This is a genomic window from Streptomyces sp. NPDC059850, from assembly GCF_042731515.1.
Taxonomy (GTDB): domain Bacteria; phylum Actinomycetota; class Actinomycetes; order Streptomycetales; family Streptomycetaceae; genus Streptomyces.
Map to the genome: position 1 here is coordinate 190,345 of NZ_JBHWJI010000004.1, position 22,367 is coordinate 212,711.

Below are 22,367 nucleotides of genomic sequence, written 5' to 3' on the forward strand. Positions count from 1 at the left end.
TTTCATCGGTCAAAGAGTCACTGGTCGAAGAGGAAGTTGATCTGCTTGTTGGTGCGGTCGAGCACGTCGGACGCGGACGCCCCGTTGGCGTAGATGTCCTGCATCGCCGGACCCATCAGAGCGTTGATGTCGGCGGCGTAGTCGGTGATGGGGAAGGGGAAGGTGGTGCGGTCGGCGACCGGCTTGGTGAAGGCCGTGGTGTCGATGCCGTCCTTCTTGTAGGCGGCGGCTGCCGCTGCCGTGCCCGCCCTGGTCGCGGGGAAGACGATGCCGTGTTCACCCACCGTCTTCTGGCACGCGTTCGAGGCGAGATAGGCCACCCACTTCTCGGCGCCCTTCTTGTTCTTCGCGTGCTTGCTGATGGAGTCGGCGAGGCCGTTCATCATGGTGGCGCGGTGGCCGGACGGGCCGACGGGGGTCACGGCGGTGCCGACGTCGACGCCCTTCAGCCCGGCGAAGGTGGAGATCATCCAGGAGCCGTGCATCGCGATGGCCGCCTTGCCAGAACCGAGCTGCACCTCGGGGCCGTTGGACTCGGAGAAGTCCGTGAACGGTGCGAGGTACCCCTTCTTCGCGAGCCCGAAGTACCAGCTGATGGCGTCCTTGAAGCGTGGCTGGTCGTAGTTGTAGTGATCGCCCCACTGCCGCTTGTTGGTGTAACTCCAGCCCGCCGAGCCGGCGAAGGCGCTCCACTGGGTCTGGCCGTCGGACTCGCCCGCGTCGTTCGTGGCCAGGCCATAGGTCCGCACATGGTGCTTGTCGAAACCCGGCTCGTCCCCTCGGACCCCGTTGCGGTCGACGGTGAGATGGGCGATGGTCTTCTCGAACGAGCCGCCGTCCCGGGGGTTCCAGGCCAGGGAGTTGAGATCCTTGGCGGAGACCCCGGCGGCCTTGGCCATCTTCTTGTTGTAGAAGAGGGCGACGGTGTCCCAGTCCTTCGGGGCGCCGTAGCGGTGGCCGTCCTGGCCGACCCACGAGGCACCGAGACCGGGCTGGTAGTCGGCGTTCTTGATGCCCTTGGTGGCGGGCAGCTCGTCGAGCGGGGCCAGCACGCCGAGGTCGGCGAACTGGGCGAACTTGGAGACGTGGTCGGTGAAGACATCGGGTGCGGTGCCCGCGATGAATCCGGCGGTGAGCTTGGTCCAGTAGTCGTCCCAGCCCACCTGGGTGATATCGATGGTCAGCCCGGGGTTCTTCTTCTCGAAGTCCTTCGCGCACGCCTGGTAGGCGGGCAGCTGGTTGGCGTCCCAGAGCCAGTAGCTGACGGTCCGCTGCGTGGCGGCCGAGGAGGAGCCCTGCGGTGCGCAGCCCGCCGCGAGGGTGAGCGCGGCGGCTCCGCCGAGCGCGACCGCGGTACGGAGGGCGCGGGGTGCGCGGAGGGTTCGTGCTGGTGACATCGCTGCGCCTCCTACTTGATTCCGGTGAAGCCGACGGAGTTGATGATGCGCCGGGCGAACGCGGCGAACAGCAGGAGCATCGGGAGGGCTGCGACCAGCGTCGCCGACATCAGCCCGGCCCAGTCCACTCCGGACTGCGGCGACTGGGCGCGGAAGATGCTCAGCGCGACGGTGAGCACCCGGGAGCTCTCGCTGTACGACACCATCAGCGGCCAGAAGTAGTCGTTCCAGGACGTCATATAGGTGAGGACGGAGAGCGTCGCGATCGGCGCCCCGGCCATCGGCAGGATGACCCGGAAGAAGACCCGCACCTTGCCCGCGCCGTCCAGCAGCGCGGCCTCCTCGATCTCCGCGGGGATGTTCATGAAGAACTGACGGAGGAAGAAGACGGCGAACGGCGTCATGAACATCGTGGGCAGCGCGATGCCCAGCAGGTTGTCGACCAGGCCGAGCTGCTTGATGAGGACGAAGTTCGGCAGCAGGGTGAAGACGGCGGGCACCATGAGCCCGGCGAGCACCAGCCCGAACACCTTGTCCCGGCCGCGCCATCGCAGGCGGGCGAAGGCATAGGCGGCCATGGCGGAGAAGAGCACCTGGCAGCCGGTGACCAGGGTGGAGACGAATATCGAGTTGAGCAGATAACGCCAGAAGTCGAGGCTGCCGCCCGAGCCGCCCTGGGCGAGGGCGTCCTTGGTGCTCTGCAGGCCGAAGACCCGGGCGAAGCCGCCCAAGCTGAAGTCGGCGGGCAGCAGGGAGGCGGGGTGGGCGGCGAGCGCGGTGTTGGTGGACAGCGCGGTCCGCAGGATCCAGTAGAAGGGGAAGAGCGTGACCACCATGACCCCGCCCATCAGGATCCAGGCGAGGACGCGGCCGGGCGAGGGCCTGCGCCGCACCTTGATCGCGGTCCGGGTGGTGGCCGGGCTGGGGGCATCGAGTTTCGTGGATGTCGCCAGTGCCATGACGGGCCTCCCTAACCGAGGTCGGTCTGACCGGCTTTGGTGAGCCGGTACTGGACGATGGTGATCACGCTGAGGACGATCAGCAGCGCGACGGACATCGCGGAGGCGTAGCCGAACTGGAAGCGTCCGAACGCGGCACCGTAGATGTAGAACTGCAGCACGTTGGTGGCGTTGGCCGGGCCACCGTCCGTGGTGACCGCGACCGTGTCGAACACCTGGAACGATCCGATGACGGTCATGATGAGCACCAGGGCGAGGATCGGCCGCAGCAGCGGCATCGAGATCCGCCAGAACATCCGCCACTCCCCCGCCCCGTCGATCCGGCCCGCCTCGTACATGTCCTTGGGGATCGCCTGGAGTCCGGCGAAGAGCAGCAGGGCCGTATAGCCCACATGCCGCCAGACGTTGACGAGCGCGATGGTGGGGATCGCCCACGCCTGGCTACCGAAGAAGGCGATGTGGTCGAGGCCGAGGGCACCGAGGAGCTGGTTGCCGATGCCGAGCTGGGTGTCGAGCATCCACAGGAAGACGATGCCGGTGACCACGTTGGAGACCAGATACGGGGTGAGCACGATGCCGCGCACCAGCGCCGACTGGGTCAGCCGCTGCATCAGGACGGCGATGAGGAGGGCCACCACCGTCTGCACACCGATGTTCAGGACCACGTAGACGACGGTGACGCGCAACGAGTCCCAGAAGATGGGGTCGTTGACCATACGCACGTAGTTGTCCAGGCCCACCCACTCCGGCGGGGTCAGCAGGTTGAAGCGGGTGAAGCTCAGATAGATGCCCCGCAGGGTGGGCCAGAGGAGGAAGACGAGGAACCCGAAGAGGGCGGGTGCGATGAACGCGGCGGCGAGCAGCCCGTCGCCGCGGGCGCCCTCGCGACGGGGCGAGGCGATGGCCATAAGACTCCCTTGTCCATGACGTGGTCCATGGCCGTTTAGTTTCGTGACGAAAAAATAGAGCTGTCAAGACCCCTGCATGAGGTGGGGAAAACCCGTTATCCACAGCCACAGACCCCGGCATTGTTTTCGTCGGGAAAGATATATAGGCTCCTGGATGTGGATGATGAAGGCTCGATGAGTGCGCTGGCGGCCAGTTGGGCACCGCTGAGTCCCGCCGAGCGGGCGGTGGCGATCGAAGTGCTGATGCACGGACCGCTCTCCCGTGGCGAGATCGCCAGGCGGCTGGATCTGTCGGCGGGCAGCCTCACCCGGCTGACCAAGCCGCTGATCGAGTCCGGGCTGCTGGTCGAGGAGGCCTGGCCCGCCTCATCCCGTCCACCCCGGCCGGGCGGGCAGGGGCGCCCCTCCCAGCCGCTGGACATCGTGGCCGAGTCCCGTTATTTCGCCGGGTTCAAGATCACCGGCGATGCGGTGTACGGGGTGGTCACCACACTGAAGAGCGAGGTCGTGGCCCAGCGGACCCGTCCGCTGGACACCCATGTCCCCGAAGAGGTGGCGGACCTCCTCCATGCCCTCGTCCAGGACTTCAGCCGCGACTTCCCCCGGCTGGCCGGGATCGGCGTCGGCGTGGGCGGCCATGTCCGGGGCCGGTCCACCGTCGTCGACTCCGCCTTCCTGGACTGGGACGACGTCCCGTTCGCCCAGCTCGTGGAGGTGCGCACCGGGCTGCCGGTGGTGGTGGAGAACGACGTGGTGGCGCTCACCGAGGCCGAGACCTGGTTCGGCGCGGGGCGTGGTCTTGACCGCTTCGTCGTTCTCACGATCGGCGCGGGCATCGGATACGGCCTGGTCATCGGCGGCACCCTGGTCCGCGGCTCGGAGGACGGCCACGGTCTCGGCAAGCGCTGGATCATCGATCCGAACGGCCCCCTCACCCCGGACGGGGAGCGCGGCAGCGCGGTGGCCCTGCTGTCCATCCCCAGCATCCGCTACCAGGTGCGGGCGGCGCTGGGCCGCGAGATCGACTATCCCGGCATCCTCGCCCTCGCCGCGTCCGGCGACCCGGTCACCGGCCGGGTGATCGGCGAGGCGGCGCGGGGGCTGGGCGTCCTGGTGGCGCAGATCGCCAACTTCGCGATGCCGCAGAAGATCCTGCTCGCCGGGGAGGGGGTCGGCCTGGTCGACGTGGCGGGCGAGACCATCCAGGAGACCATCGCCGCCCACCGCCATCCGCTGGCGGACCCGGTCGGCCTGGAGACCAAGGTCTCCGACTTCCACGACTGGGCGCGGGGAGCCGCCGTGCTGGCGATCCAGGTCCTCGTCCTCGGCAAGACGGACGGCTAGTCAAGCGGCCCTTGCGGCAGGGGATTTCAGCAGCGCAGACGGGCCGTGTGGCCGTCGATCCGCAGGATGCACTCCGTGAACAGCGCCATCGACGGGCTGCCGTCCGTGGGGACCAGCCGCAGTTCGAGGTCCATGATGGATCTGATGACCTGGGCGGTACGGCTCCCGTCCGGGTCCGGGCCGCGCAGCGCCGACCACGATTCGAACTTGTCCCGGGCGTTCTCCCACGCCGGTCCGGGCGTGAAGTGGCAGAGGAAGACCGGCTGGTCGACCCCGTACTGCCGTAACTCGCCGACCGTGGCCTCACCCTGCATAAGCCACCAAGTGGCAGTCATCGCGCCCCCAACTCCGTACATGGGACTGGATACCGATCATACGGGTGCGGAAGGCCCGCCGAGGACCAACTCGATTCACCTCGGCGGGGTCGGGCCACCGCTCGGCCGCCGCCCGGGCGCTACGAAGCCGCGGGCCCGAACAGCGCCAGCAGATCGTCCCGCCCGAACATGCGCGCCGTATCGACCGCCGAGGGCGAGCCCGCGCGCGGGTCGGCACCGGCGGCCAGGAGGACCCGCAGCACCTCCTCCTCCCCCTTGAAGGCCGCCCCGGCGATGGGCGTCTGCCCGCGCTCGTTGACCCGGTTGGGGTCGGCGCCGCGCTCCAGCAGGGCGGAGACGGCCGCCGCATGGCCGTGGTACGCGGCCAGGATGAGCAGCGAATCGCCCTTGTCATTGGTGAGATTGGCCGGAACACCCGCGTCCACATAGGCGGCGAGGGTGTCCGTGTCGCCGTGCCGGGCCAGGTCGAAGACCTTGGCCGCCAGTTGCAGCACCTCCGGGTCGTGAGCGGGTTCGGCGCTCTCGGGGTTCGGTGCGCTCATCGCGTATCGCCTCCGGCTTCGCTAGCTGTGCGTTCACTGCCTGTGCATGCCGCTACCCGCGCACGCGCCACCTGTGCATGTGATCACCGGCACGTGACCATTGTGGCGCTCGCGCAGCCAATCCCCCCATTTGCACCTTTCCCCGGATGGATACATGCTGTGACCCTGGAATGACTCACGGTGAGAGTCGCCCGCCAGCCCAGCCAGTCCACCAGCCAGGAGACCGAGATGATCCTGTCCATTTCCGGTGTCGTCCTGCTCGGCATCGTCGTCTTCATCTTCTTCCGCAAAGACGGCCTCAAGGCATCCCACGGCGTCGTCTGCGCCCTCTTCGGCTTCTACCTCGCGAGCACCGCCATCGCCCCGAGCATCAAGGCCGGTGGCGCGAGCCTCGCCAGTCTGCTGGGCGGGATCAAGATCTGACGTGGGCCGACTACCGCTTCCCCGGCTCCGCTTCGGCGGCGCCGGGCGCGCCCCGTTCCGCCGCGGCCGCGAGTTCGCCCGTACCGCGGCCGACAGCGCCGCCGATGTCTTCCACCCGCTGGTCGCCCTCTCCCGGGGCTTGCGGGTGCTTGCCGCGGGCGGACGGCGCCGGTGGGCGGAGCTTCCGGGCGAGCAACGGGGGCCCGCGTTCTTCGTCGCGGCCGCCTGCGTGTTCGTCGTCTTCCTGCTGCCGTACGGGCCGCTGGCCTCGGTGATCGGCCTGCTCGGCGCCGCGGGCTGGGCCGGGCGGGTGCGCGCCCCCGCCGCCCCCGGGCCCGGCACCGACGAGACCGAGCGGCTGGGCCTGATCTACGAGGCGCTGGTGCCGTACTTCGCCGCCGCCGAGGACCCGGATCCGCTCTACGGCCACGGCGGGGACTGGACCCGCCCCTTCGAGTCGTTCGCCTTCGACGAGGACGGGCGGCTGACGCGGCTGCTGCTGCGGTACCCCGCGTACTTCACGGACGGCGAGCCCGGGGCCCGGGCCCGGATCGAACAGCTGCTGTACGCGAAGTCGGGGCGCGACCGGGAGTACCTGTTCACCTGGGACGAGGAGGCGAACCGGCTCACCCTGGAGGTGCTGCCCGCCCTGTCCACCGCGATCTGCGCCCAGCGCTTCGTGACCGCGCCGGGCGAGACGGTGCTCGGCTTCACGGACGCGTCCTCCGTGCGACGGACCCTGCCGGTACTGGAGGGCGTCGACGACGAGACGGCCGACGACGGCTCCGGCGCGGACAACGCAGACGGTGCGGCCGACGCGGCGACGACCCGGGATGTGCCGCCCGTCCTCTGGCGCACCGGGCCGCGCTCCACCGAACCGCATCTGCTGGCACTCGGCCGCCCCGGCAGCGGCACCACCACCCTGCTCCGCTCCATCCTGCTGCAGGCGCTGCCGCACGGCGACGTGCTGGTGGTGGACGGCAGCGGGAGCGGCGAGTACGCGTGCCTCAGCGGCCGGGCCGGGGTGCTGGCCGTCGAATGCGGGCTCGCCGGGGTGCTGGCCACGCTGGAGTGGGCCGGGCACGAGACCGAACGGCGGCTGCTGGCCGCCAACCGCGCCCGCCAGTTCGGCCACCCGCCGCCGGACGACGTCCAGCGCCCGCTGTGGATCGTGCTGGACCGGCCGTCCGCGCTCAGCCATGTGGCGGCGGCGGACGGCCGTACGGACCCTCAGGAGCTGCTCCAGGTGCCGCTGCGGCATGGGCGGGCCGCGAACGTACGGGTCGTGGTGGCCGAGCAGCTCGACGCGGCGGAGGGGCTGAGCGAGGCCGTACGGTTCCACACCCGCGCCCGGGTCGTCCTCGGACCGGCCTCACTCGAACAGACCATCGCCGTACTGGGCGCCCCGCCGCCCACCACCCCGGTCCCGGAGCTACCGGCGGGCCGGGGGTACGCCCGGCTCGGCGCGGGCCCGGTGCACCGGCTCCAGGTCCCGGCCACGCCCGATCCGTACGACGACGCGACGAGCGAGGGACAGCGGCGGGCGGTGCTGCGGCTGCTGCCCACCCCGGACGCGGGCTCCCCGGGCGAGCGGGCGGTGGCCACCAGCACCTGACCCCGGCGGCGGTTCAGGCCACCCAGGTGCGCGGGGTCTCCGCCTCCGCCGTGGCGCCCGTCGCCACCAGGTCCGCGGCGGCGGCCAGCCGGGCGGCGGCCTTGTCGGCCACCGCGCCCGCCACCGTGAACGGAAGCCGGACGTAGCCCTCGAAGGCGCCGTCCACACCGAAGCGCGGGCCCGAGGGGACGCGGACGCCCAGCCGGGCGCCGGTCTCCGCGATACGGGAGCCGGAGAGGCCGCCGGTGCGGGCCCAGAGGGTGAGCCCGCCGTGCGGCACGGTGAACTCCCAGTCGGGGAGGTGGCGTCGTACGGCGTCCACGAGCGCGTCCCGGTTGTCACGGGCGTGGGCGCGGCGGACCTCGATGGCCTCCTCCCAGCCGCCGGTGTTGAACAGCCAGGCGACGGCGAGCTGTTCGATGACGGGCGTGCCCAGGTCGGCGTAGGCGCGGGCGGCGACGAGGCTGCGGATGATGTCGGGCGCGGCCCGGACCCAGCCGATGCGCAGCCCGGCCCAGAAGGACTTGCTCACGGAGCCGACGGTGATGACGTTGCTGCCCGCCGGGTCGAAGGCGGCGACCGGGCGGGGCATCGCGACGTCGTCCAGCCGCAGGTCGGTCATGGTCTCGTCGGCGATCAGGACCGTCCCGGCCGCGCGGGCGGCGTCGACGAGACTGCGGCGCTGCTCCTCGGTGGCGAGCGCGCCGGTGGGGTTGTGGAAGTCCGCGACGACGTACGCCATGCGGGGCGCGGCGGCGCCGAGGACCTGGCGCCAGGCGGGGATGTCCCAGCCCGCGAGCTTGTCGGTCATCGCGACGGGCACCAGCCGGGCGCCCGCTTCCCGCATCAGCTGCAGCACATTGGCGTAGCTGGGCGATTCGACGGCGACGCGCTCACCGGGACGGACGAGGAGGCGACAGGTGGCGGCGACGGCGCCCATGGCACCGGTGGTGACCATGATCTGTTCGGGCATGGTCGGTATGCCGCGCGCGGTGTACCGGTCGGCCAGGGCCTGGCGCAGGACGGGCAGCCCCGCCGGGTAGTCGCCGTGGGTGTGGGCGTACGGCGGCAGCTCCTCCAGGGCGCCGCGCGTCGCGCGGGTCAGCCAGGGTTCGGGGGCGGGGGGCGCGGCATGGCCGAGGTCGATGACGGAGGCGGCGGCCTCCGGGGGCAGCGGGTCGAGTCCGCGGGTGGGCAGCGGGCTTCCGGCGGGCATGGCGGTCCAGCTGCCCGCGCCGCGCCGCGACTCCAGGAACCCCTCGCCGCGCAGCGCCTCGTAGGCGGCGGCGACGGTGGTGCGGCTGACGGTGAGCGCCGCGGCGAGTTCACGCTCGGCGGGGAGGCGGGCGGCGACCGGGACGCGGCCCTCCAGCAGGAGCAGCCGTACGCCGTCGGCGAGCGCGCGGTAGGCGGGGACGCGGCGGCCGCCGTTCAGCGCCTCGACCGGGCTCGCGGCCGCCGCGTCGCGGGGGTGCTGGGAGCCGAGCAGCCGGGCCAGTTGAGGTGCCCCCACCGCGGAGGTCCACGGACTCATCGGATGCGGTCCACCTTTCCCGGATTGGCCATGAAACTGGACTGTTTCCAGGCATCAGAGTGACACGCCACCGGCCAATGGCACCAGCCCGCACAGAAGTGGCCACACACCTCAGGAGTACGCCTTGTCCAAGGAAGCCTCAGCGGGCTCCCGCCACCTCACCCGTCGCCTCATCCAGCCCTACGGAGGACTCGTGCTTCGCAGTACTTCCTGCGGCTGTTCGCGATACCCTCAGCCACCGGCGGCGCGGCGGGTGGCGCTCCTGGCGGGGCGACGGAGAGTTCACCGGTGGTGGCACAGGGCGGTTCACGGAGTCCGATCCGTGACCTGATTTAGCCCTCGTGCACGCGGAGCGGTAGTGTACGCCCTTGGCCCACCAGGCGGACCGTTACTGCGCGCTAAAGCATGAGAAACGCTGGGTGACATCTGCTGCCAGATGTGACAAACCGGGCGCCTGTGGGTAGAACAACGGGGCGGCACGACGGGCGACGCATGTCCCAGTACGGGAATCTTCACCGCCGACCGGACGTTGACCGGATGACGACGACAGCGACACCTGTCCTGTGGGCGAGAAGCCCGGGAGGCACGATTCATGAGTGAGCGAGCTCTTCGCGGCACGCGACTCGTGGTGACCAGCTACGAGACCGACCGCGGCATCGATCTGGCCCCGCGCCAGGCGGTGGAGTACGCATGCCAGAACGGACATCGATTCGAGATGCCGTTCTCGGTAGAGGCGGAGATCCCGTCGGAGTGGGAGTGCAAGGCGTGCGGCGCCATGGCACTTCTGGTCGACGGCGAGGGACCAGAGGAGAAGAAGGGCAAGCCCGCGCGCACGCACTGGGACATGCTCATGGAGCGGCGTACCCGTGAAGAGCTGGAGGAGGTGCTGGCCGAGCGGCTGGCGATCCTGCGCTCGGGCGCCATGAACATCGCCGTGCATCCGCGCGACACGAGCCGCAAGTCTGCCTGAGCCGCAAACGGCAGTACTGACGCACAAGGGCCGGGGCCGCTGCTGAGCAGTGGCCCCGGCCCTTGTGTGCTTTTCGATCAGTCCTTGTCGTCCCGGACCACGTCGCCCCGGCCCGCGTCGTCCCGGCTCACATCGTCCCGGACCACCTCGCCCTGGATGACCTGGCCTTCCCGCGAGCCCCCGGCCGGACCCGATCCCGGACCCGGCTGGCGCCCCGGCCCGCCCGGCCCGAAGGCGACGCCCAGGGAGCCCGGCGTGTAGCCCATCCGGCGCGACAGCGCGCTCTCGGTGCGGCGCCGCAGCACCGCCGCGGTCGGCGGGAACAGGCACAGCAGCGCGGCCACGTCCGAGACCAGTCCCGGGATCATCAGCAGCAGCCCGCCGAGCATGGTGAACGAGTTCCCGGTGCGCCCCGGCTGCCCGGCGGGCTCGGCGGGCTCGGCGCCCGGCTGCATCGTCCGCGCCAGGTTCTGCCACGCCCGGCGCCCCGCGCGCTTGACGATGGCCGCGCCCACCACCGCGCCCGCGATCAGCAGCAGGAAGACGGTGAACCCACTGGCCGCCTCCGCGACCAGGGTCAGCAGCCAGATCTCCAGCACCAGCCAGGCGGCGACGCCCAGCGGTACGAAAGTGCGGGCACGGCTGCGCTTCGGGCGGGTCGAGTCGCTCTGCTGAGATGCGCCGGTCATCATGCCTCCAAGTGTGCCCGGACCCGAGCGCCGCACGGACCCCGGGGGCGTGGATCCAGGCACTCCCGGACGGAATCCACAGGGAATCGGCGGCGGCGGTCCGGGTACCCGCCGCCGCGGAGGTGGCGGAATGTCCGGTGTGCTGGAGGTGCTGGCCTGGTGGCTGGCGCTGACCGGGGTCTGGCTGGTGGCACTCGTACCGCTGCTCGCCCTCGCGCCGGTGCTGTGGTGGGTCACCCGTGGGGCGCCCGAGGACCGGCTGGTCGCCCAGAACCTCAGCTCGCTGCTGGGCGGGCTGGCGCTACTCCCCGCCGCACAGGGCCCGGCTCCCGGCTGGTGCGCTGGACGGCGCTGCTCGGGGTTCCGGCGATCGTGCTGCCGCTGTGCGTGGCGGCCGGACCCGGCCGGGCCATGCTGAAGCTGCCGCTGATCGGGGCGCTGGCGGTCGGGCTGGTCCCGTCGCTCACCCACGCCGTGGGCCGGGCCGGGGCGCTGCTCACCGACGGCTCCGGCTACCGGCACGCGGTGCTCGGCGGACGCGCGGCGTCCGCCCCGGCGTTCGTGCCGCCGCACTGGTCGGCGGCCCGCCCGCACCGGGGCGGCCGCGCTGCTCGCGCCCGTACGGCGACTGCAGTCCGGGCACGTCGGCGACTACGTCGCCTGGATGGTCGCCGGGACGGCGCTGCTGACCGCGCTGGCCGTCCCGGGGATCCGCTAGCGGATCAACGATTACGGCGCAGAGCGGAGATCAGCTGACTCTTCGACATCTGCGACCTGCCCTCGATCCCGGCCTTCTGGGCCTCGCGATACAGGTCTTCCTTGGTACGCGCCTCCATGCCGCCGGACTTCGCACCCTTGGGGGTCATCGTCCTGCGCTGTGCGCTCTTGCTGCTCTTCATGGTCATCTTGGGCATGTTCCGCCTCCTTCCGCCTTCAGTGTCCGGCAGGTGACGGAGTGCCGCCCGTGGGACTACTCCGAGCGCGCACGGGCCCCTGGGACTACTGGTCCTTGCGGCCCAGCAGCTTGTTCACCCGTGAGCCCACGCCCCAGGACATGACGCGCCAGGCCGCCTCGGTGACGATGTCCCGGCTCATCTTGCTCTCGCCGCGCTCGCGCTCGATGAACGTGACGGGGACCTCGATGACGTGGAAGCCCGCCTTGACGGCGCGCCAGGCCAGGTCGATCTGGAAGCAGTAGCCCTGGGAGGCGACGGCCTCCATGCCGAGCCCCTCCAGGGTCTCCTTGCGGAAGGCCCGGTAACCCGCCGTCATGTCGCGGATCGGCACGTCGAGCATGAGCCGGGAGTACGTGCTGCCGCCCCGGGAGATGAACTCGCGGGACTTGGGCCAGTTGACGATCCGTCCCCCCGGCACCCAGCGCGAGCCGATCACCAGGTCCGAACCCTTGAGCGCGGTGAGCAGCCGGGGCAGTTCCTCGGGCTGGTGCGAGCCGTCCGCGTCCATCTCCACCAGGACGCCGTAGCCGTGCTCGATGCCCCAGCGGAAGCCCGCCAGATAGGCCGCGCCCAGGCCTTCCTTGCCCTTGCGGTGCAGGACCTTGACGTGGTCGTCGTCGGCCGCCAGCTCGTCGGCGACCTTGCCGGTGCCGTCCGGGCTGTTGTCGTCGGCGACGAGAACATGGGCGTCCGGTACGGACTCCCTGACCCGGGCGACGATCGGCGCGATGTTCTCCGCCTCGTTGAAAGTCGGAATGATCACCAGGACGGTGCCCAGCGGACCGTACTTCCGCCGTCCGCCGTCGTCCTGGCCGGTGCGGCGCGACTCCGGACCCCCGTCCTCGGTACCTGGCCCGTCGGCCTCGTCTGCCCCGGTGCGCGGCTGGTCGGCCTGGGTGGTCGGCTCCTCGGCCTCGCGTGCGTCGCTCACGGCTGCTGCCCCTTCTCGTCCGTACGTCCCCGACGGCCGATCATGATCGCGGCCGCGCAGGACAGAACGCCCACCATAGCGAGCACCCACTCCGGGGTCGCACCGACGCGGTCGGCGAGAGTCGTGCCGTCACGCAGCGGGATGCGCGCGGTGAGCACGTCTTGCGTGAATTCTTTCGTCCGCTGCTCGATCGTGCCATCCGGCGCGACGACCGCGCTGATCCCGCTGGTGGCCGCGGTGATCACCGGACGGCCGTGTTCGATCGCCCGCAGCCGGGACATGACCAGCTGCTGTTCTGGCTGGCCGCTCTCGCCGTAGGTGGCGTTGTTGGTCTGGACGACGATCGCGCGGGCGCCCGCGTTGACCGTGTCGCGCACGATCTCGTCGTACGCGACCTCGAAGCAGATCACATCGCCCAGCTTGGCCGGGCCGACCTGCAGCAGCCCGGTGTGGTCGCCGGGGAAGAAGTCGCGGGGGACGCGCTGCAGCCGGGTGATGATCTTGCTGAGTTCCTTGCGGAACGGCACGTACTCGCCGAACGGCACCGGGTGCTGCTTGGTGTACTGGGCGCCGGGGCCGTCCTTGGGGTCCCAGACGATGCCCTCGTTGAACACGTACCCCGGCTTGGAGGGGTGGTCGACCAGTGCGCCGACCAGCACCGGCACGCCGATGGCCCGCACGGCCTCGTCGATCCGGGCGTAGGCCTCCTGGTACTGGAAGGGATCCAGGTCGGAGGAGTTCTCCGGCCATATGACGAGGTCGGGCTTCTTGATCCGGCCTGCCTTGACGTCCTTGGCCAGGTCGAGCGTGGCGTCCACGTGGTTGTTGAGGATCTTCATGGGGCGGCCCAGGAAGTCCATGCCCGCCTGCTGCACATTGCCCTGGACGACGGCGACGTCCACGCTGTCGTCCGCCTTCGTCGGGATCGGCACCGCGAACCCGGCCACGGTCACGGCGGCCGCGACGGCGACCGCACCGGCGGCGGGCAGCGCGCCCCGCGCCGTCAGCCGGCCGTCCGCCCGCAGCCGCCACAGGGCGAGCGCGGCGGAGGCCAGCAGACCGCCCGTCAGCGCGACGGCGAAGGTGACCAGCGGGGCGCCGCCGAGCGCGGCGAGCGGGGTGAACGGCGACCCGGTGTTGGCGAAGGCCAGCCGCCCCCAGGGGAAGCCGCCGAACGGCACCCGGTCCCGGGCCCACTCCTGGGTCACCCACAGACAGGCCGTCCACAGCGGCCACAGGGACGGCCACGGCAGCCGGGAGACCAGCGCGAACCCGGCGCCCATCAGCACCAGGAAGAGCGATTCGATGACCGACAGGCCGATCGTCGCGTCCCAGCCGATCACGCTCAGCCACTTCAGCAGCAGCAGGAAGAACGGCACCCCGAACGCGAACCCCGTCCAGGCGCCCTGGCGGACCGTCCGGCCGTGGGTGAGCAGGCTCAGGGCCGCCACGGACAGCAGGGACAGCGGCCACAGGTCGAACGGCGGGAAGGCGAGCCCGAGCGCGAGCCCGGCGGCGGCCGCGAGCGCGCTGCGCCCCGCCTCGCGGCGGGCGAGCCCGCCCAGGCGGCGCCACCGGCCGGGGCGGCCCCCGCCGGGGGGCGTGGACGCCTCCGCCGCGGCCTCCCCCTCGTCGCCCGGTCGGGGCGCGGCGGCGGACGTTCGCGGCCCGTCCGGTCGTTCTTCGGCCGGGCCGGACGAGGCGGCTTCGGCGGTGGTGTCGGAACCCGAGGGCACGGTGTACGGCCTTCCTGCAATCAAGCTGTGGTGAGGTGACCGTATAACGCGGGCGCGCGGCTGTGTCCCCGAGGTGCGGAACCTGTGGATAACGCGGCGAAATCGCGGCAAAGGAGTCCGGGGATCTCCCTGCGGACCGGGGTCGCGATTTCGGCGGATGCCGCCCCCTCGCGGGGGGCGGTCCGCCGTGTGCGTGCGGATGGGGGCCCGACGCCCTTCGGGCCGACCTGGGGCCCGCTGGCTGCGGGTCGACCGAGAGCCGTTGTCTACTGAGCGTCCGGGCCCCTCCCGGGTCGCACCTGCCGACCCGGCGACCCTCCCTCGCCCCCGTGCGCTGGACCTGGCTCCCAGTGGTGACGGCCTGGGCGGCGCGTCTCCCTCTGGCCCAGCGGCGTTCGACGACTGCGTGAAGATTCCCCGGTCGGGTTGTCCTGTGGTGGACGGGGCCGAACCTACCGGCCACCAACCGGACTCTGTCAACAGTCGCATGACCTGCGCCGTTTCCTCAAATGACCAGGTCAGTACGGACAATGTTCAGCCGCCACGACAGGCCGGTGGGACATCGTTCGGCGGTACGCGGCGCTTTTCCGTCACTCGTCCGGACGGCTGTGCACGGTGCGTCCGCGCACCACCGTGCGCACACAGACGGGCAGTTGGCCGCCGGGGGTGAGATCGGGCAGCCCGGGCGTGCCGGAACGCGGATCGGTCGACCACCCGGCCACCCGCGTGTCGGGGACCTGGACGACGAGTTCCCCGGTCCGCCACACCGCGTAGTCGGCGGGCGCGCCGGGCACCAGGACGCCCGCGTCGTCCCGTCCGATGGCCCGCCAGCCGCCCCGGGTGTGGGCGGTGAAGGCGGCGCGGGCGGAGATCCGGTGCTCCGGGGTGCGGTGGAAGGCGGCGGCCCGCACGGTACCCCACGGGTCCAGCGGGGTGACGGGGCTGTCGGAGCCGAGCGCGAGCGGCACCCCGGCCCGCAGCAGCGCCGCGTACGGGTTGAGGGTGCGGGCCCGCTCGGGGCCGAGCCGCTGGGCGTACATGCCCTCCTCACCGCCCCACGCGGCGTCGAAGGCGGGCTGGACGGAGGCGGTGAGGCCGAGGTCGGCGAAGGCGGCGATGGTCTCAGGGGTGAGCATCTCGGCGTGTTCGACGCGGTGCCGGGCGGCGCGCACCCGGGCCAGGCCCACCTTGTCGGCGGCGGCCCGTACGCCCTCGACGACGGCGGAGACGGCGGCGTCGCCGATGGCGTGGAACCCGGCCTGGACGCCGCCCTCGGTGCAGACGGCCACATGGGCGGCGACGGCGGCCGCGTCCAGGTAGGCGGTGCCGGTGTGCGGCGCGTCGGCGTACGGCTGGTGGAGGCAGGCGGTGTGGGAGCCGAGGGCGCCGTCCACGAAGAGGTCTCCGGCGGCCCCGGCGGCCCCCAGCGCCCGTACCTTCTCCAGGTCGGCGGCGCCGGTGACGGCCTCGGCCCAGTAGCCGTGGACCCGGGGTCCTGGCCGCGCGGCGGCGAGCCGCAGCAGCCCGGTGAGGTCGTCCTCGCCGGAGATGGCGGGGCCCGCGCATTCGTGGAGGGAGCCGATGCCGACGGAGGCGGCGTGGTCGAGGGCGGCGCGCTGGGCGTCCTCGCGCTGCCGCTCCGTCACGCTCGCGTACGCGGCGGCGCGCACGGCGTGGTGGGCGTCGCCGGTCAGCGGCGCGTCGGGGTGGTAGCCGGTGCGTCCGGTGATGTCGGGGACGCGGTCGAGCAGGGCGGTCGTGACGACCGCGGAGTGCACATCGGCCCGGCTGAGGTAGAGGGGGCGGCCGCCGGTGGCCGCGTCCAGTTCGGCGCGGGCGGGCGGGCGGCCGCCGGGCCAGCCGCTGGCGTCCCAGCCGTGGCCGAGAAGCACCGGGTCGGCGGGGTGGGCGGCGGCGTGCGCACGGACCCGCTCCAGGGCGTCGGCGAGGGTCGGGGCGCCCGTCAGATCGAGCCCGGTCAGGGCGAGCCCGGTGGCGGTGGTGTGCACATGCGCATCAGTGAACGCGGGGGTGACCAGCGCCCCGTCCAGCCGCACCACCTCGTCCACGCCGTCCGCGAAGCCGTCCGCGGCACCCTCGGAGCCGACCCAGGCGATGGTGTCGCCCTCGACGACCATCGCGGTCGCGAACGGGTCGGCGGGGCTGTGCACCTCGCCCCCGCGCAGCAGGACGGTACGGCCTTCGGCGGCCTGGGCGGGGGTCGGGTCGTTCACGGCGGGCTGCCTCGCGGGGTCGATTTTCGGACGATCCGGGCGCCGGGGACCTCAGGTCCGGCCGGGCCCGTACGGGGGTCGGTCAGTACGGGGTCGGTCAGTACGGGAGGGCGGTCAGACGCGCGGCGGGCGCGCTTCGTACGGGGTGGACAGGACGACGGTGGTGCGGGTGGAGACTCCGGCCAGCGAGCGGATCCGGCTGAGCAGGTGCTCCAGCTCCAGCGGGGTGGCGACCCGCACCTTGAGGATGTAGTTCTCGTCGCCCGCGACGCTGTGGCACGCCTCGATCTCGGGCACCTCGGCGAGCCGGTCGGAGATGTCGTCCGGCGCGCTGGGGTCGAAGGGCTTGACCGAGATGAAGGCGGTCAGGGGCAGCCCCACGGCCTCCGGGTCCACCACGGCCGCGTAGCCGCGGATCACTCCCCGCTGCTCGAGACGGCGGACCCGCTGATGCACGGCCGATGTGGACAGGCCAGTGGCCTTGCCCAGGTCCGTGTAGCTCATCCGCCCGTCCTTGACGAGCAGCTCCACGATTTGTCTGTCCAACTCCTCCACAGCCGATCACCTTATGTGGTCGGAGGCCTCCGGGCACAGCGGGCGCACCCCGCGAACCGGTTCCGGACGGGCAGTGGGCGGGCAGCATCTGCACGGGGCATGTGACGAACACCACATCTCCTCGTGAGTGTCCTATGGGATGCCGCGATTACCTATGCGACCGCGAGGGAAATGCTTGCTGTGGTCGAGGCCGACGCGCCTGGCCAGCCCACCCGAGGGGGAAATCTCATGCCCTACGTTGAGCGCCTCGACGAAGGCGACATCGAAACCTACGAAACGTATGAAATGTTCCGGGTCATGTGCCCGGACTGCGCGCAGCCCATCGCCCTGCTGGCCGACGAGGACGTACTCCCGGAGCACGCGCTGTGCCCGTCTCCGTGGAACCCGTTCGGACTGACGGTGTGCCCCGGCACCGGGCGCGGAGTGGCGGACGCCGCCGCCGCGGACGCCTCGCTGGACGCGCACGAGCAGGACGCGGCGCTGCTGCTGACGCTGCCGGAGGGGCTGGACTGGCGGAAGCAGCCGTTCTCGCACATCGGCGGCCCCGGCTCGCGCCCGATCCGGACGCCGATGACGGTGCGCCACGCCGCGTCCCGCTCGTAGCGAACGCACAACGGAGGGGGCCCGGCGGTGCCGCGCCCCCTGACCGCTCGTACGACCCGTCTACCGGCTCTCGGGCCCCGCGACATGGCGCGCGATGACCACGCGCTGGATCTGGTTGGTGCCCTCCACGATCTGCAGGACCTTGGCCTCGCGCATATAGCGCTCGACCGGGAAGTCCGCCGTGTAGCCGTAGCCGCCGAACAGCTGGACCGCGTCGGTCGTCACGCGCATCGCCGCATCGGTGCAGAACAGCTTCGCCATGGCCGCCTGCTTGGAGAACGGCCGCCCCGCGTCCCGCAGCCGGGCGGCGGCCAGATAGAGGGCGCGCCCGGCCTCGATCTGGGTGGCCATGTCGGCCAGCGTGAAGCGCAGCCCCTGGAAGTCGGCTATCGGGCGGCCGAACTGCTTGCGCTGCGCGGTGTACGCGACCGCCTCGTCCAGGGCCGCCTGCGCGAGGCCGATCGCGCAGGCCGCGATGCCCAGGCGCCCCGCGTCGAGGGCGGACAGGGCGATGGCGAAGCCCTGGCCCTCCTCCCCGATCCGGCGGGCGCCGGAGACCTTGACCCGGTCGAGGTGGATCTGCGCGGTGGGTGACCCGTTCATGCCCATCTTGCGTTCGGGGGCGGCGGCGGAGAGCCCGGGGGCGTCGCCGGGCACCAGGAACGCGCTGACGCCCCGGGTGCGCTCGGGGCTGGTGCGGGCGAGGACGGTGTAGAAGTCGGCGATGCCGCCGTGGGTGATCCACGCCTTGCCGCCCTCCAGCGTCCAGTTGTCGCCGTCCCGGGTGGCCCGGGTGGTGAGGGCGGCGGCGTCGGAGCCGGAGGCGGGCTCGGAGAGGCAGTACGCGCCGAGCAGGCCGCCGCCGAGCATCGCCGGAAGGTGCTCGGCCAGCTGCTCCTTGCTGCCGAACGTGGCGAGGCCGTGGCAGGCCAGGGTGTGGACGCTGACGCCGAGGCCGACGGTGAGGCGGGCCGCGGCCAGCTCCTCCAGGACCTGGAGGTAGACCTCGTACGGCTGGTCGCCGCCGCCGAACTCCTCGGGGTACACCAGCCCCAGCAGCCCCGACTGGGACAGCAGGGTGAACAGTTCGCGGGGGAAGTGCCCGGCGGCCTCCTCCTCGGCGGCGCGGGGACGGATCTCCCTCTCGGTCAGCTCGCGGACGAGCGAGATCAGGTCGCGGGCTTCCTCAGTGGGCAGTTCGCGTTCCACCGGCTGCGGGCCGTGGTCGGTCATGGCGGCGCTCTCCTCTCCCTGTAGGGCGCGGCGGCGGCGTGCGCGCCCGGTGGGGCGGCGCCGCCCGTGTCCTGCCGCTGAGCCGGTCCTCCCGTCGGGTCGCGAACGGGTGATGACCTGCACCGTGGCGGTTGGAGTATGCCCGATCGAGGGGCCCGAGTCACCGGTATGACGATCTTCAACAAAGTTCCTCCGTCCGGGTGTTGCCCGGACGGGATTGGCCCAGACCATTGACCCCACTGGTCTAGTCCTTCTACCGTTCTCCCACCCTGCCCTGCGCGTTCATGTCAATATCGGGGCAGGTCGTCGGGCACTTCGTCTCCCCTCACCCCCCACCGAGGAGAATCCATGCTCAGACCACGCGGACTACGGGCAGCACTCGCGGCCCTCTCGACGGCGGTGCTGACCGCCACCCTGCTGGCGGGCGCGGCGACGGCCAGCCCCGGTGCCGCCCCGGCGGAACCCCCCACCGCCAAGGCAGCCACCCCCAAGGCAGCGGCCGGTAACAAGGTGGTCGGCTACTTCACGCAGTGGGGCATCTACCAGCGCAACTACCACGTGAAGAACGTGGAGACCTCCGGGTCCGCCAACAAGCTCACCCACATCAACTACGCCTTCGGCAACGTCACCGGCGGTAAGTGCGCCATAGGTGACGCCTACGCCGACTACGACAAGGCGTACGACGCGGCGGGCAGCGTCGACGGCAAGGCCGACACTTGGGACGCGGGCGCCCTGCGCGGCAACTTCAACCAGCTGCGCAAGCTCAAGAAGCTGCACCCGAACCTCAAGGTGGTGTGGTCCTTCGGCGGCTGGACCTGGTCCTCCGGGTTCGGCGAGGCGGCCAAGAACCCCGCCGCGTTCGCCGAGTCCTGCTACAACCTGGTCGAGGACCCGCGCTGGGCGGACGTCTTCGACGGCATCGACATCGACTGGGAGTATCCCAACGCCTGCGGCAACACCTGCGACACCAGCGGCCGGGCCGCGTTCAAGAACGTGATGGCCGCGATGCGCGCCAAATTCGGCCAGAACAACCTGGTCACCGCCGCGATCACGGCCGACGCCTCGTCCGGCGGCAAGATCGACGCCGCCGACTACGCGGGCGCCGCGCAATACGTCGACTGGTACAACCCGATGACGTACGACTTCTTCGGCGCCTGGGCGGCCCAGGGCCCGACGGCCCCGCACTCGCCGCTGACCTCCTACAGCGGCCTGCCCCAGCAGGGCTTCTACACCGACGCCGCGATCCAGAAGCTCAAGGGGCTCGGCGTCCCGGCCTCGAAGCTGCTGCTGGGCATCGGCTTCTACGGACGCGGCTGGAGCGGCGTCGGCCAGGCGGCCCCCGGCGGCACCGCGACCGGCGCCGCGCCGGGGACGTACGAGGCGGGCATCGAGGACTACAAGGTGCTCAAGAGCAAGTGCCCGGCCACCGGCACGGTCGCCGGAACGGCCTACGCGCACTGCGGCGACCAGTGGTGGAGCTACGACACCCCCGCCACCATCGGCGGGAAGATGACCTACAAGCAGCAGCAGGGTCTCGGCGGCACCTTCTTCTGGGAGCTGAGCGGCGACACCACCAACGGGGAGCTGATCAAGGCCATCAACTGATCCCTCATCGAGGGAAACAGCTGATCCCTGACCGAGGGAAACAGCGCGCGGAGCCGGGAGCCTCAAGGCCCCCGGCTCCTTGCGTTCCGGTGAACCGATCCGCCACCGGAGCCGTATCGCAACGCGGCTTGTTCTGACTATTGCGGGGCATCCGCCTCACAAGGAAATCTGAGCGCTGGGGCGGCCCTGACCGGCCCGTCGCGCATTGAACCAAAGGATCGATCATGAGTTCCGAGCAGTGCCCGAGCTGTGGCGGCCAACTCGCCGTCAACCAGGACGGGTGGAAGATCTGCCACTCCTGCGGCTACGCCTCACCGCCCGGTTTCGCCCCCGCCCCCACGCCCGGCTGCTGCGCCACCCCGCCCACCTGACCCTCCGTCCCACCCGACCCTCCGTACCGTTGAGCGAGGCCCCGTGGTCAATCCCTGGCTGGCGATGGCATCCGGCACCGATCCGGCGGAGCGCACCCGCGCCGTGCGCCGCGCGCACGAGGCGTTCCTGACGGAGGGGGCCCTGGGCCCGGCCGTCCGCCCGGTGGTGGCGGACTCCTGGCGGCGCTCGGCCGACGCCCGGGTGGCGCAGGAGCGCGCGGCGCCGATCGAGCTGGCGGACGACGCGCTGGACGCGTACCGGGCGGACCATCCGCTGGCCCGGGTGATGCCGCTCTTCCGCGAGCTGCTGGGGAGCATCGCGCACGACGGCGCCCATCTGCTGGCGGTCTGCGACGACCTCGGCCGCATGCTGTGGGTGGAGGGGCACACGGGGATGCGCCACCGGGCCGAGCGGATGAACTTCGTGGCCGGGGCGCGCTGGGACGAGCGCCACGCGGGCACCAACGCTCCGGGCACCGCGCTCACCCTCGACCACCCGGTGCAGATTTTCGCCACGGAGCACTTCAACCGCAGCGTGCAGCCCTGGACCTGCGCCGCGGCCCCGATCCACGACCCGCACTCCGGGCGGCTGCTGGGCGCGGTGGACCTCACCGGCGGCGACCATCTGGCCGCCCCGCACAGCCTCGCCCTGGTGCAGGCGACCGCCCGCGCCGCCGAAGCGCAGCTGGCGGCCCTGGCGCCCCCGGCGCGCGGCCCGCGCGCGTCGCTGACGGCGCTCGGCCGCGACGAGGCACTGCTGATCACCGAGGGGCGGCGGCTGCGGCTCGGGCGGCGGCACAGCGAGATCATGGTGCTGCTCGCGGGCCATCCGGAGGGCCTGAGCGGCGACCGGCTGGCGCTGGAGCTGTACGGGCCGCGGGCCGACCGCCGGTCCCCGGTGACGCTGCGCGCCGAGATGTCGCGGCTGCGCCGGCTGGTCGGGCCGCTGCTGGGCTCGCGCCCGTACCGGCTGTGCGGGCCGGTGCGCACCGATGTGGGCGTGGCGGCCGAGGAGTTGGCGGCCGGTGAGGTGGCCACCGCCCTGCGCGCGTATCCGGGCCCGCTGCTGCCGATGTCGGAGGCGCCCGGGGTGTGCCGGATGCGGCGGGACCTGGAGGACGGGCTGCGGCGGGCCGTGCTGTCCCGCGCCGACCCGGAGCTGCTGCGGCGCTGGGCGCACACCCCGTGGGGCGAGGACGACCTGGAGGTGGCGGAGGCGCTGCTGGCCGCTCATCCGCCGTACTCCCCCGCCCGGGCGGCCCCGGCGGCGCGGGTGCGGCGGCTGCGCGAGGTGTACGGCCTGGAGAGTGGCACCCGGGAAGACGACGGCCACGGGTACGCAACGTTGCCGCAACGTTGCCGCGTCTAGCCTCCCCTCATCTCCGCCCGTCCCGTGGCGGGCGGAGCCCGCAGGTACGACAGGGAGG

The 22,367-nt window shown here is 71.9% G+C and carries 23 protein-coding genes; 10 read left to right on the plus strand and 13 right to left on the minus strand.

Annotated elements, in window-relative coordinates:
• Positions 1-17: 17 nt before the first annotated feature.
• From ACFV9T_RS05160 to ACFV9T_RS05170, 3 genes are read right to left on the minus strand one after another with little or no spacing between them, the layout of a single operon-like run.
• Positions 18-1,397, minus strand: a complete 1,380-nt coding sequence (locus tag ACFV9T_RS05160; RefSeq protein WP_385436730.1) for an ABC transporter substrate-binding protein — start codon at positions 1,395-1,397, stop codon at positions 18-20.
• Between the two features lie 11 nt (positions 1,398-1,408).
• Positions 1,409-2,356 (minus strand): carbohydrate ABC transporter permease, encoded by a 948-nt coding sequence (locus ACFV9T_RS05165; RefSeq protein WP_385436731.1) that lies wholly within the window; start codon positions 2,354-2,356, stop codon positions 1,409-1,411.
• 11 nt (positions 2,357-2,367) lie between these two features.
• Entirely contained in the window at positions 2,368-3,264 is an 897-nt protein-coding gene (locus ACFV9T_RS05170; protein WP_385436732.1) for a carbohydrate ABC transporter permease, read from the minus strand.
• Between the two features lie 174 nt (positions 3,265-3,438).
• Between ACFV9T_RS05170 and ACFV9T_RS05175 the strand changes: the two genes are divergently transcribed.
• Positions 3,439-4,608: an ROK family protein gene (locus ACFV9T_RS05175; protein WP_385436817.1), complete on the plus strand. Its 1,170-nt coding sequence runs from the start codon at positions 3,439-3,441 to the stop codon at positions 4,606-4,608.
• Positions 4,609-4,634: 26 nt separating this feature from the next.
• On the opposite strand, the gene ACFV9T_RS05180 is transcribed toward ACFV9T_RS05175, so the two are convergent.
• Entirely contained in the window at positions 4,635-4,943 is a 309-nt protein-coding gene (locus ACFV9T_RS05180; RefSeq protein ID WP_385436734.1) for a hypothetical protein, read from the minus strand.
• A 119-nt stretch (positions 4,944-5,062) separates the two neighbouring features.
• A complete protein-coding gene (locus ACFV9T_RS05185; RefSeq protein WP_385436736.1) occupies positions 5,063-5,485 on the minus strand; it encodes an ankyrin repeat domain-containing protein in 423 nt (140 codons plus the stop codon).
• Positions 5,486-5,713: 228 nt separating this feature from the next.
• Here ACFV9T_RS05185 and ACFV9T_RS05190 point away from each other — a divergent pair, with 228 nt between their 5' ends.
• Together ACFV9T_RS05190 and ACFV9T_RS05195 are read left to right on the plus strand one after the other, a co-directional pair.
• Positions 5,714-5,908, plus strand: coding sequence for a hypothetical protein (locus ACFV9T_RS05190; RefSeq protein WP_039936790.1), 195 nt, complete (start codon positions 5,714-5,716; stop codon positions 5,906-5,908).
• A 1-nt stretch (position 5,909) separates the two neighbouring features.
• A complete protein-coding gene (locus ACFV9T_RS05195) occupies positions 5,910-7,523 on the plus strand; it encodes a hypothetical protein (protein WP_385436737.1) in 1,614 nt (537 codons plus the stop codon).
• A 13-nt stretch (positions 7,524-7,536) separates the two neighbouring features.
• On the opposite strand, the gene ACFV9T_RS05200 is transcribed toward ACFV9T_RS05195, so the two are convergent.
• Positions 7,537-9,057 (minus strand): PLP-dependent aminotransferase family protein, encoded by a 1,521-nt coding sequence (locus tag ACFV9T_RS05200; RefSeq protein ID WP_385436738.1) that lies wholly within the window; start codon positions 9,055-9,057, stop codon positions 7,537-7,539.
• Positions 9,058-9,649: 592 nt separating this feature from the next.
• Here ACFV9T_RS05200 and ACFV9T_RS05205 point away from each other — a divergent pair.
• On the plus strand, positions 9,650-10,027 hold the full coding sequence (locus tag ACFV9T_RS05205; RefSeq protein WP_055556980.1) for an RNA polymerase-binding protein RbpA: 378 nt from the start codon (positions 9,650-9,652) through the stop codon (positions 10,025-10,027).
• 77 nt (positions 10,028-10,104) lie between these two features.
• On the opposite strand, the gene fxsA is transcribed toward ACFV9T_RS05205, so the two are convergent.
• Positions 10,105-10,719: an FxsA family membrane protein gene (gene fxsA, locus ACFV9T_RS05210; RefSeq protein WP_385436740.1), complete on the minus strand. Its 615-nt coding sequence runs from the start codon at positions 10,717-10,719 to the stop codon at positions 10,105-10,107.
• Positions 10,720-10,846: 127 nt separating this feature from the next.
• Between fxsA and ACFV9T_RS05215 the strand changes: the two genes are divergently transcribed.
• Positions 10,847-11,134 (plus strand): hypothetical protein, encoded by a 288-nt coding sequence (locus ACFV9T_RS05215; protein WP_385436742.1) that lies wholly within the window; start codon positions 10,847-10,849, stop codon positions 11,132-11,134.
• Positions 11,053-11,472: a hypothetical protein gene (locus tag ACFV9T_RS05220; RefSeq protein WP_385436743.1), complete on the plus strand. Its 420-nt coding sequence runs from the start codon at positions 11,053-11,055 to the stop codon at positions 11,470-11,472. The genes ACFV9T_RS05215 and ACFV9T_RS05220 overlap by 82 nt, the downstream gene beginning before the upstream one ends.
• Here ACFV9T_RS05220 and ACFV9T_RS05225 read toward each other — a convergent pair.
• The 5 genes from ACFV9T_RS05225 to ACFV9T_RS05245 form a co-directional block, all read right to left on the minus strand.
• The gene (locus tag ACFV9T_RS05225; RefSeq protein WP_385436744.1) at positions 11,439-11,630 is read right to left on the minus strand and encodes a Rho termination factor N-terminal domain-containing protein; all 192 of its coding nucleotides are present in this window, start codon (positions 11,628-11,630) and stop codon (positions 11,439-11,441) included. The two genes, ACFV9T_RS05220 and ACFV9T_RS05225, sit on opposite strands and share 34 nt — an antisense overlap.
• A gap of 85 nt (positions 11,631-11,715) precedes the next feature.
• Positions 11,716-12,603 carry a polyprenol monophosphomannose synthase gene (locus tag ACFV9T_RS05230; protein WP_385436746.1) on the minus strand — a complete coding sequence of 296 codons (888 nt, stop codon included), beginning with the start codon at positions 12,601-12,603 and terminating at the stop codon, positions 11,716-11,718.
• Positions 12,600-14,339, minus strand: a complete 1,740-nt coding sequence (gene lnt, locus ACFV9T_RS05235) for an apolipoprotein N-acyltransferase (RefSeq protein ID WP_385436748.1) — start codon at positions 14,337-14,339, stop codon at positions 12,600-12,602. Before lnt ends, ACFV9T_RS05230 begins: the two co-directional genes overlap by 4 nt.
• Before the next feature lie 590 nt (positions 14,340-14,929).
• Positions 14,930-16,573, minus strand: a complete 1,644-nt coding sequence (locus ACFV9T_RS05240; RefSeq protein ID WP_385436749.1) for an amidohydrolase — start codon at positions 16,571-16,573, stop codon at positions 14,930-14,932.
• 114 nt (positions 16,574-16,687) lie between these two features.
• Positions 16,688-17,128 (minus strand): Lrp/AsnC family transcriptional regulator, encoded by a 441-nt coding sequence (locus ACFV9T_RS05245; RefSeq protein WP_009713557.1) that lies wholly within the window; start codon positions 17,126-17,128, stop codon positions 16,688-16,690.
• A 228-nt stretch (positions 17,129-17,356) separates the two neighbouring features.
• On the opposite strand from ACFV9T_RS05245, the gene ACFV9T_RS05250 reads away from it, so the two are divergent.
• Positions 17,357-17,731, plus strand: a complete 375-nt coding sequence (locus ACFV9T_RS05250; protein WP_385436750.1) for a hypothetical protein — start codon at positions 17,357-17,359, stop codon at positions 17,729-17,731.
• Positions 17,732-17,791: 60 nt separating this feature from the next.
• Here the strand turns inward: ACFV9T_RS05250 and ACFV9T_RS05255 are convergent, their stop codons facing one another.
• A complete protein-coding gene (locus ACFV9T_RS05255; RefSeq protein WP_385436752.1) occupies positions 17,792-18,964 on the minus strand; it encodes an acyl-CoA dehydrogenase family protein in 1,173 nt (390 codons plus the stop codon).
• Positions 18,965-19,312: 348 nt separating this feature from the next.
• On the opposite strand from ACFV9T_RS05255, the gene ACFV9T_RS05260 reads away from it, so the two are divergent.
• From ACFV9T_RS05260 to ACFV9T_RS05270, 3 genes are all read left to right on the plus strand, one after another.
• Positions 19,313-20,569, plus strand: coding sequence for a glycoside hydrolase family 18 protein (locus ACFV9T_RS05260; RefSeq protein ID WP_385436753.1), 1,257 nt, complete (start codon positions 19,313-19,315; stop codon positions 20,567-20,569).
• A 224-nt stretch (positions 20,570-20,793) separates the two neighbouring features.
• Positions 20,794-20,940 carry a hypothetical protein gene (locus ACFV9T_RS05265; protein ID WP_385436754.1) on the plus strand — a complete coding sequence of 49 codons (147 nt, stop codon included), beginning with the start codon at positions 20,794-20,796 and terminating at the stop codon, positions 20,938-20,940.
• Positions 20,941-20,983: 43 nt separating this feature from the next.
• Complete coding sequence (locus ACFV9T_RS05270; RefSeq protein ID WP_385436756.1) at positions 20,984-22,309, plus strand: GAF domain-containing protein; 1,326 nt, start codon at positions 20,984-20,986, stop codon at positions 22,307-22,309.
• Positions 22,310-22,367: the final 58 nt, after the last annotated feature.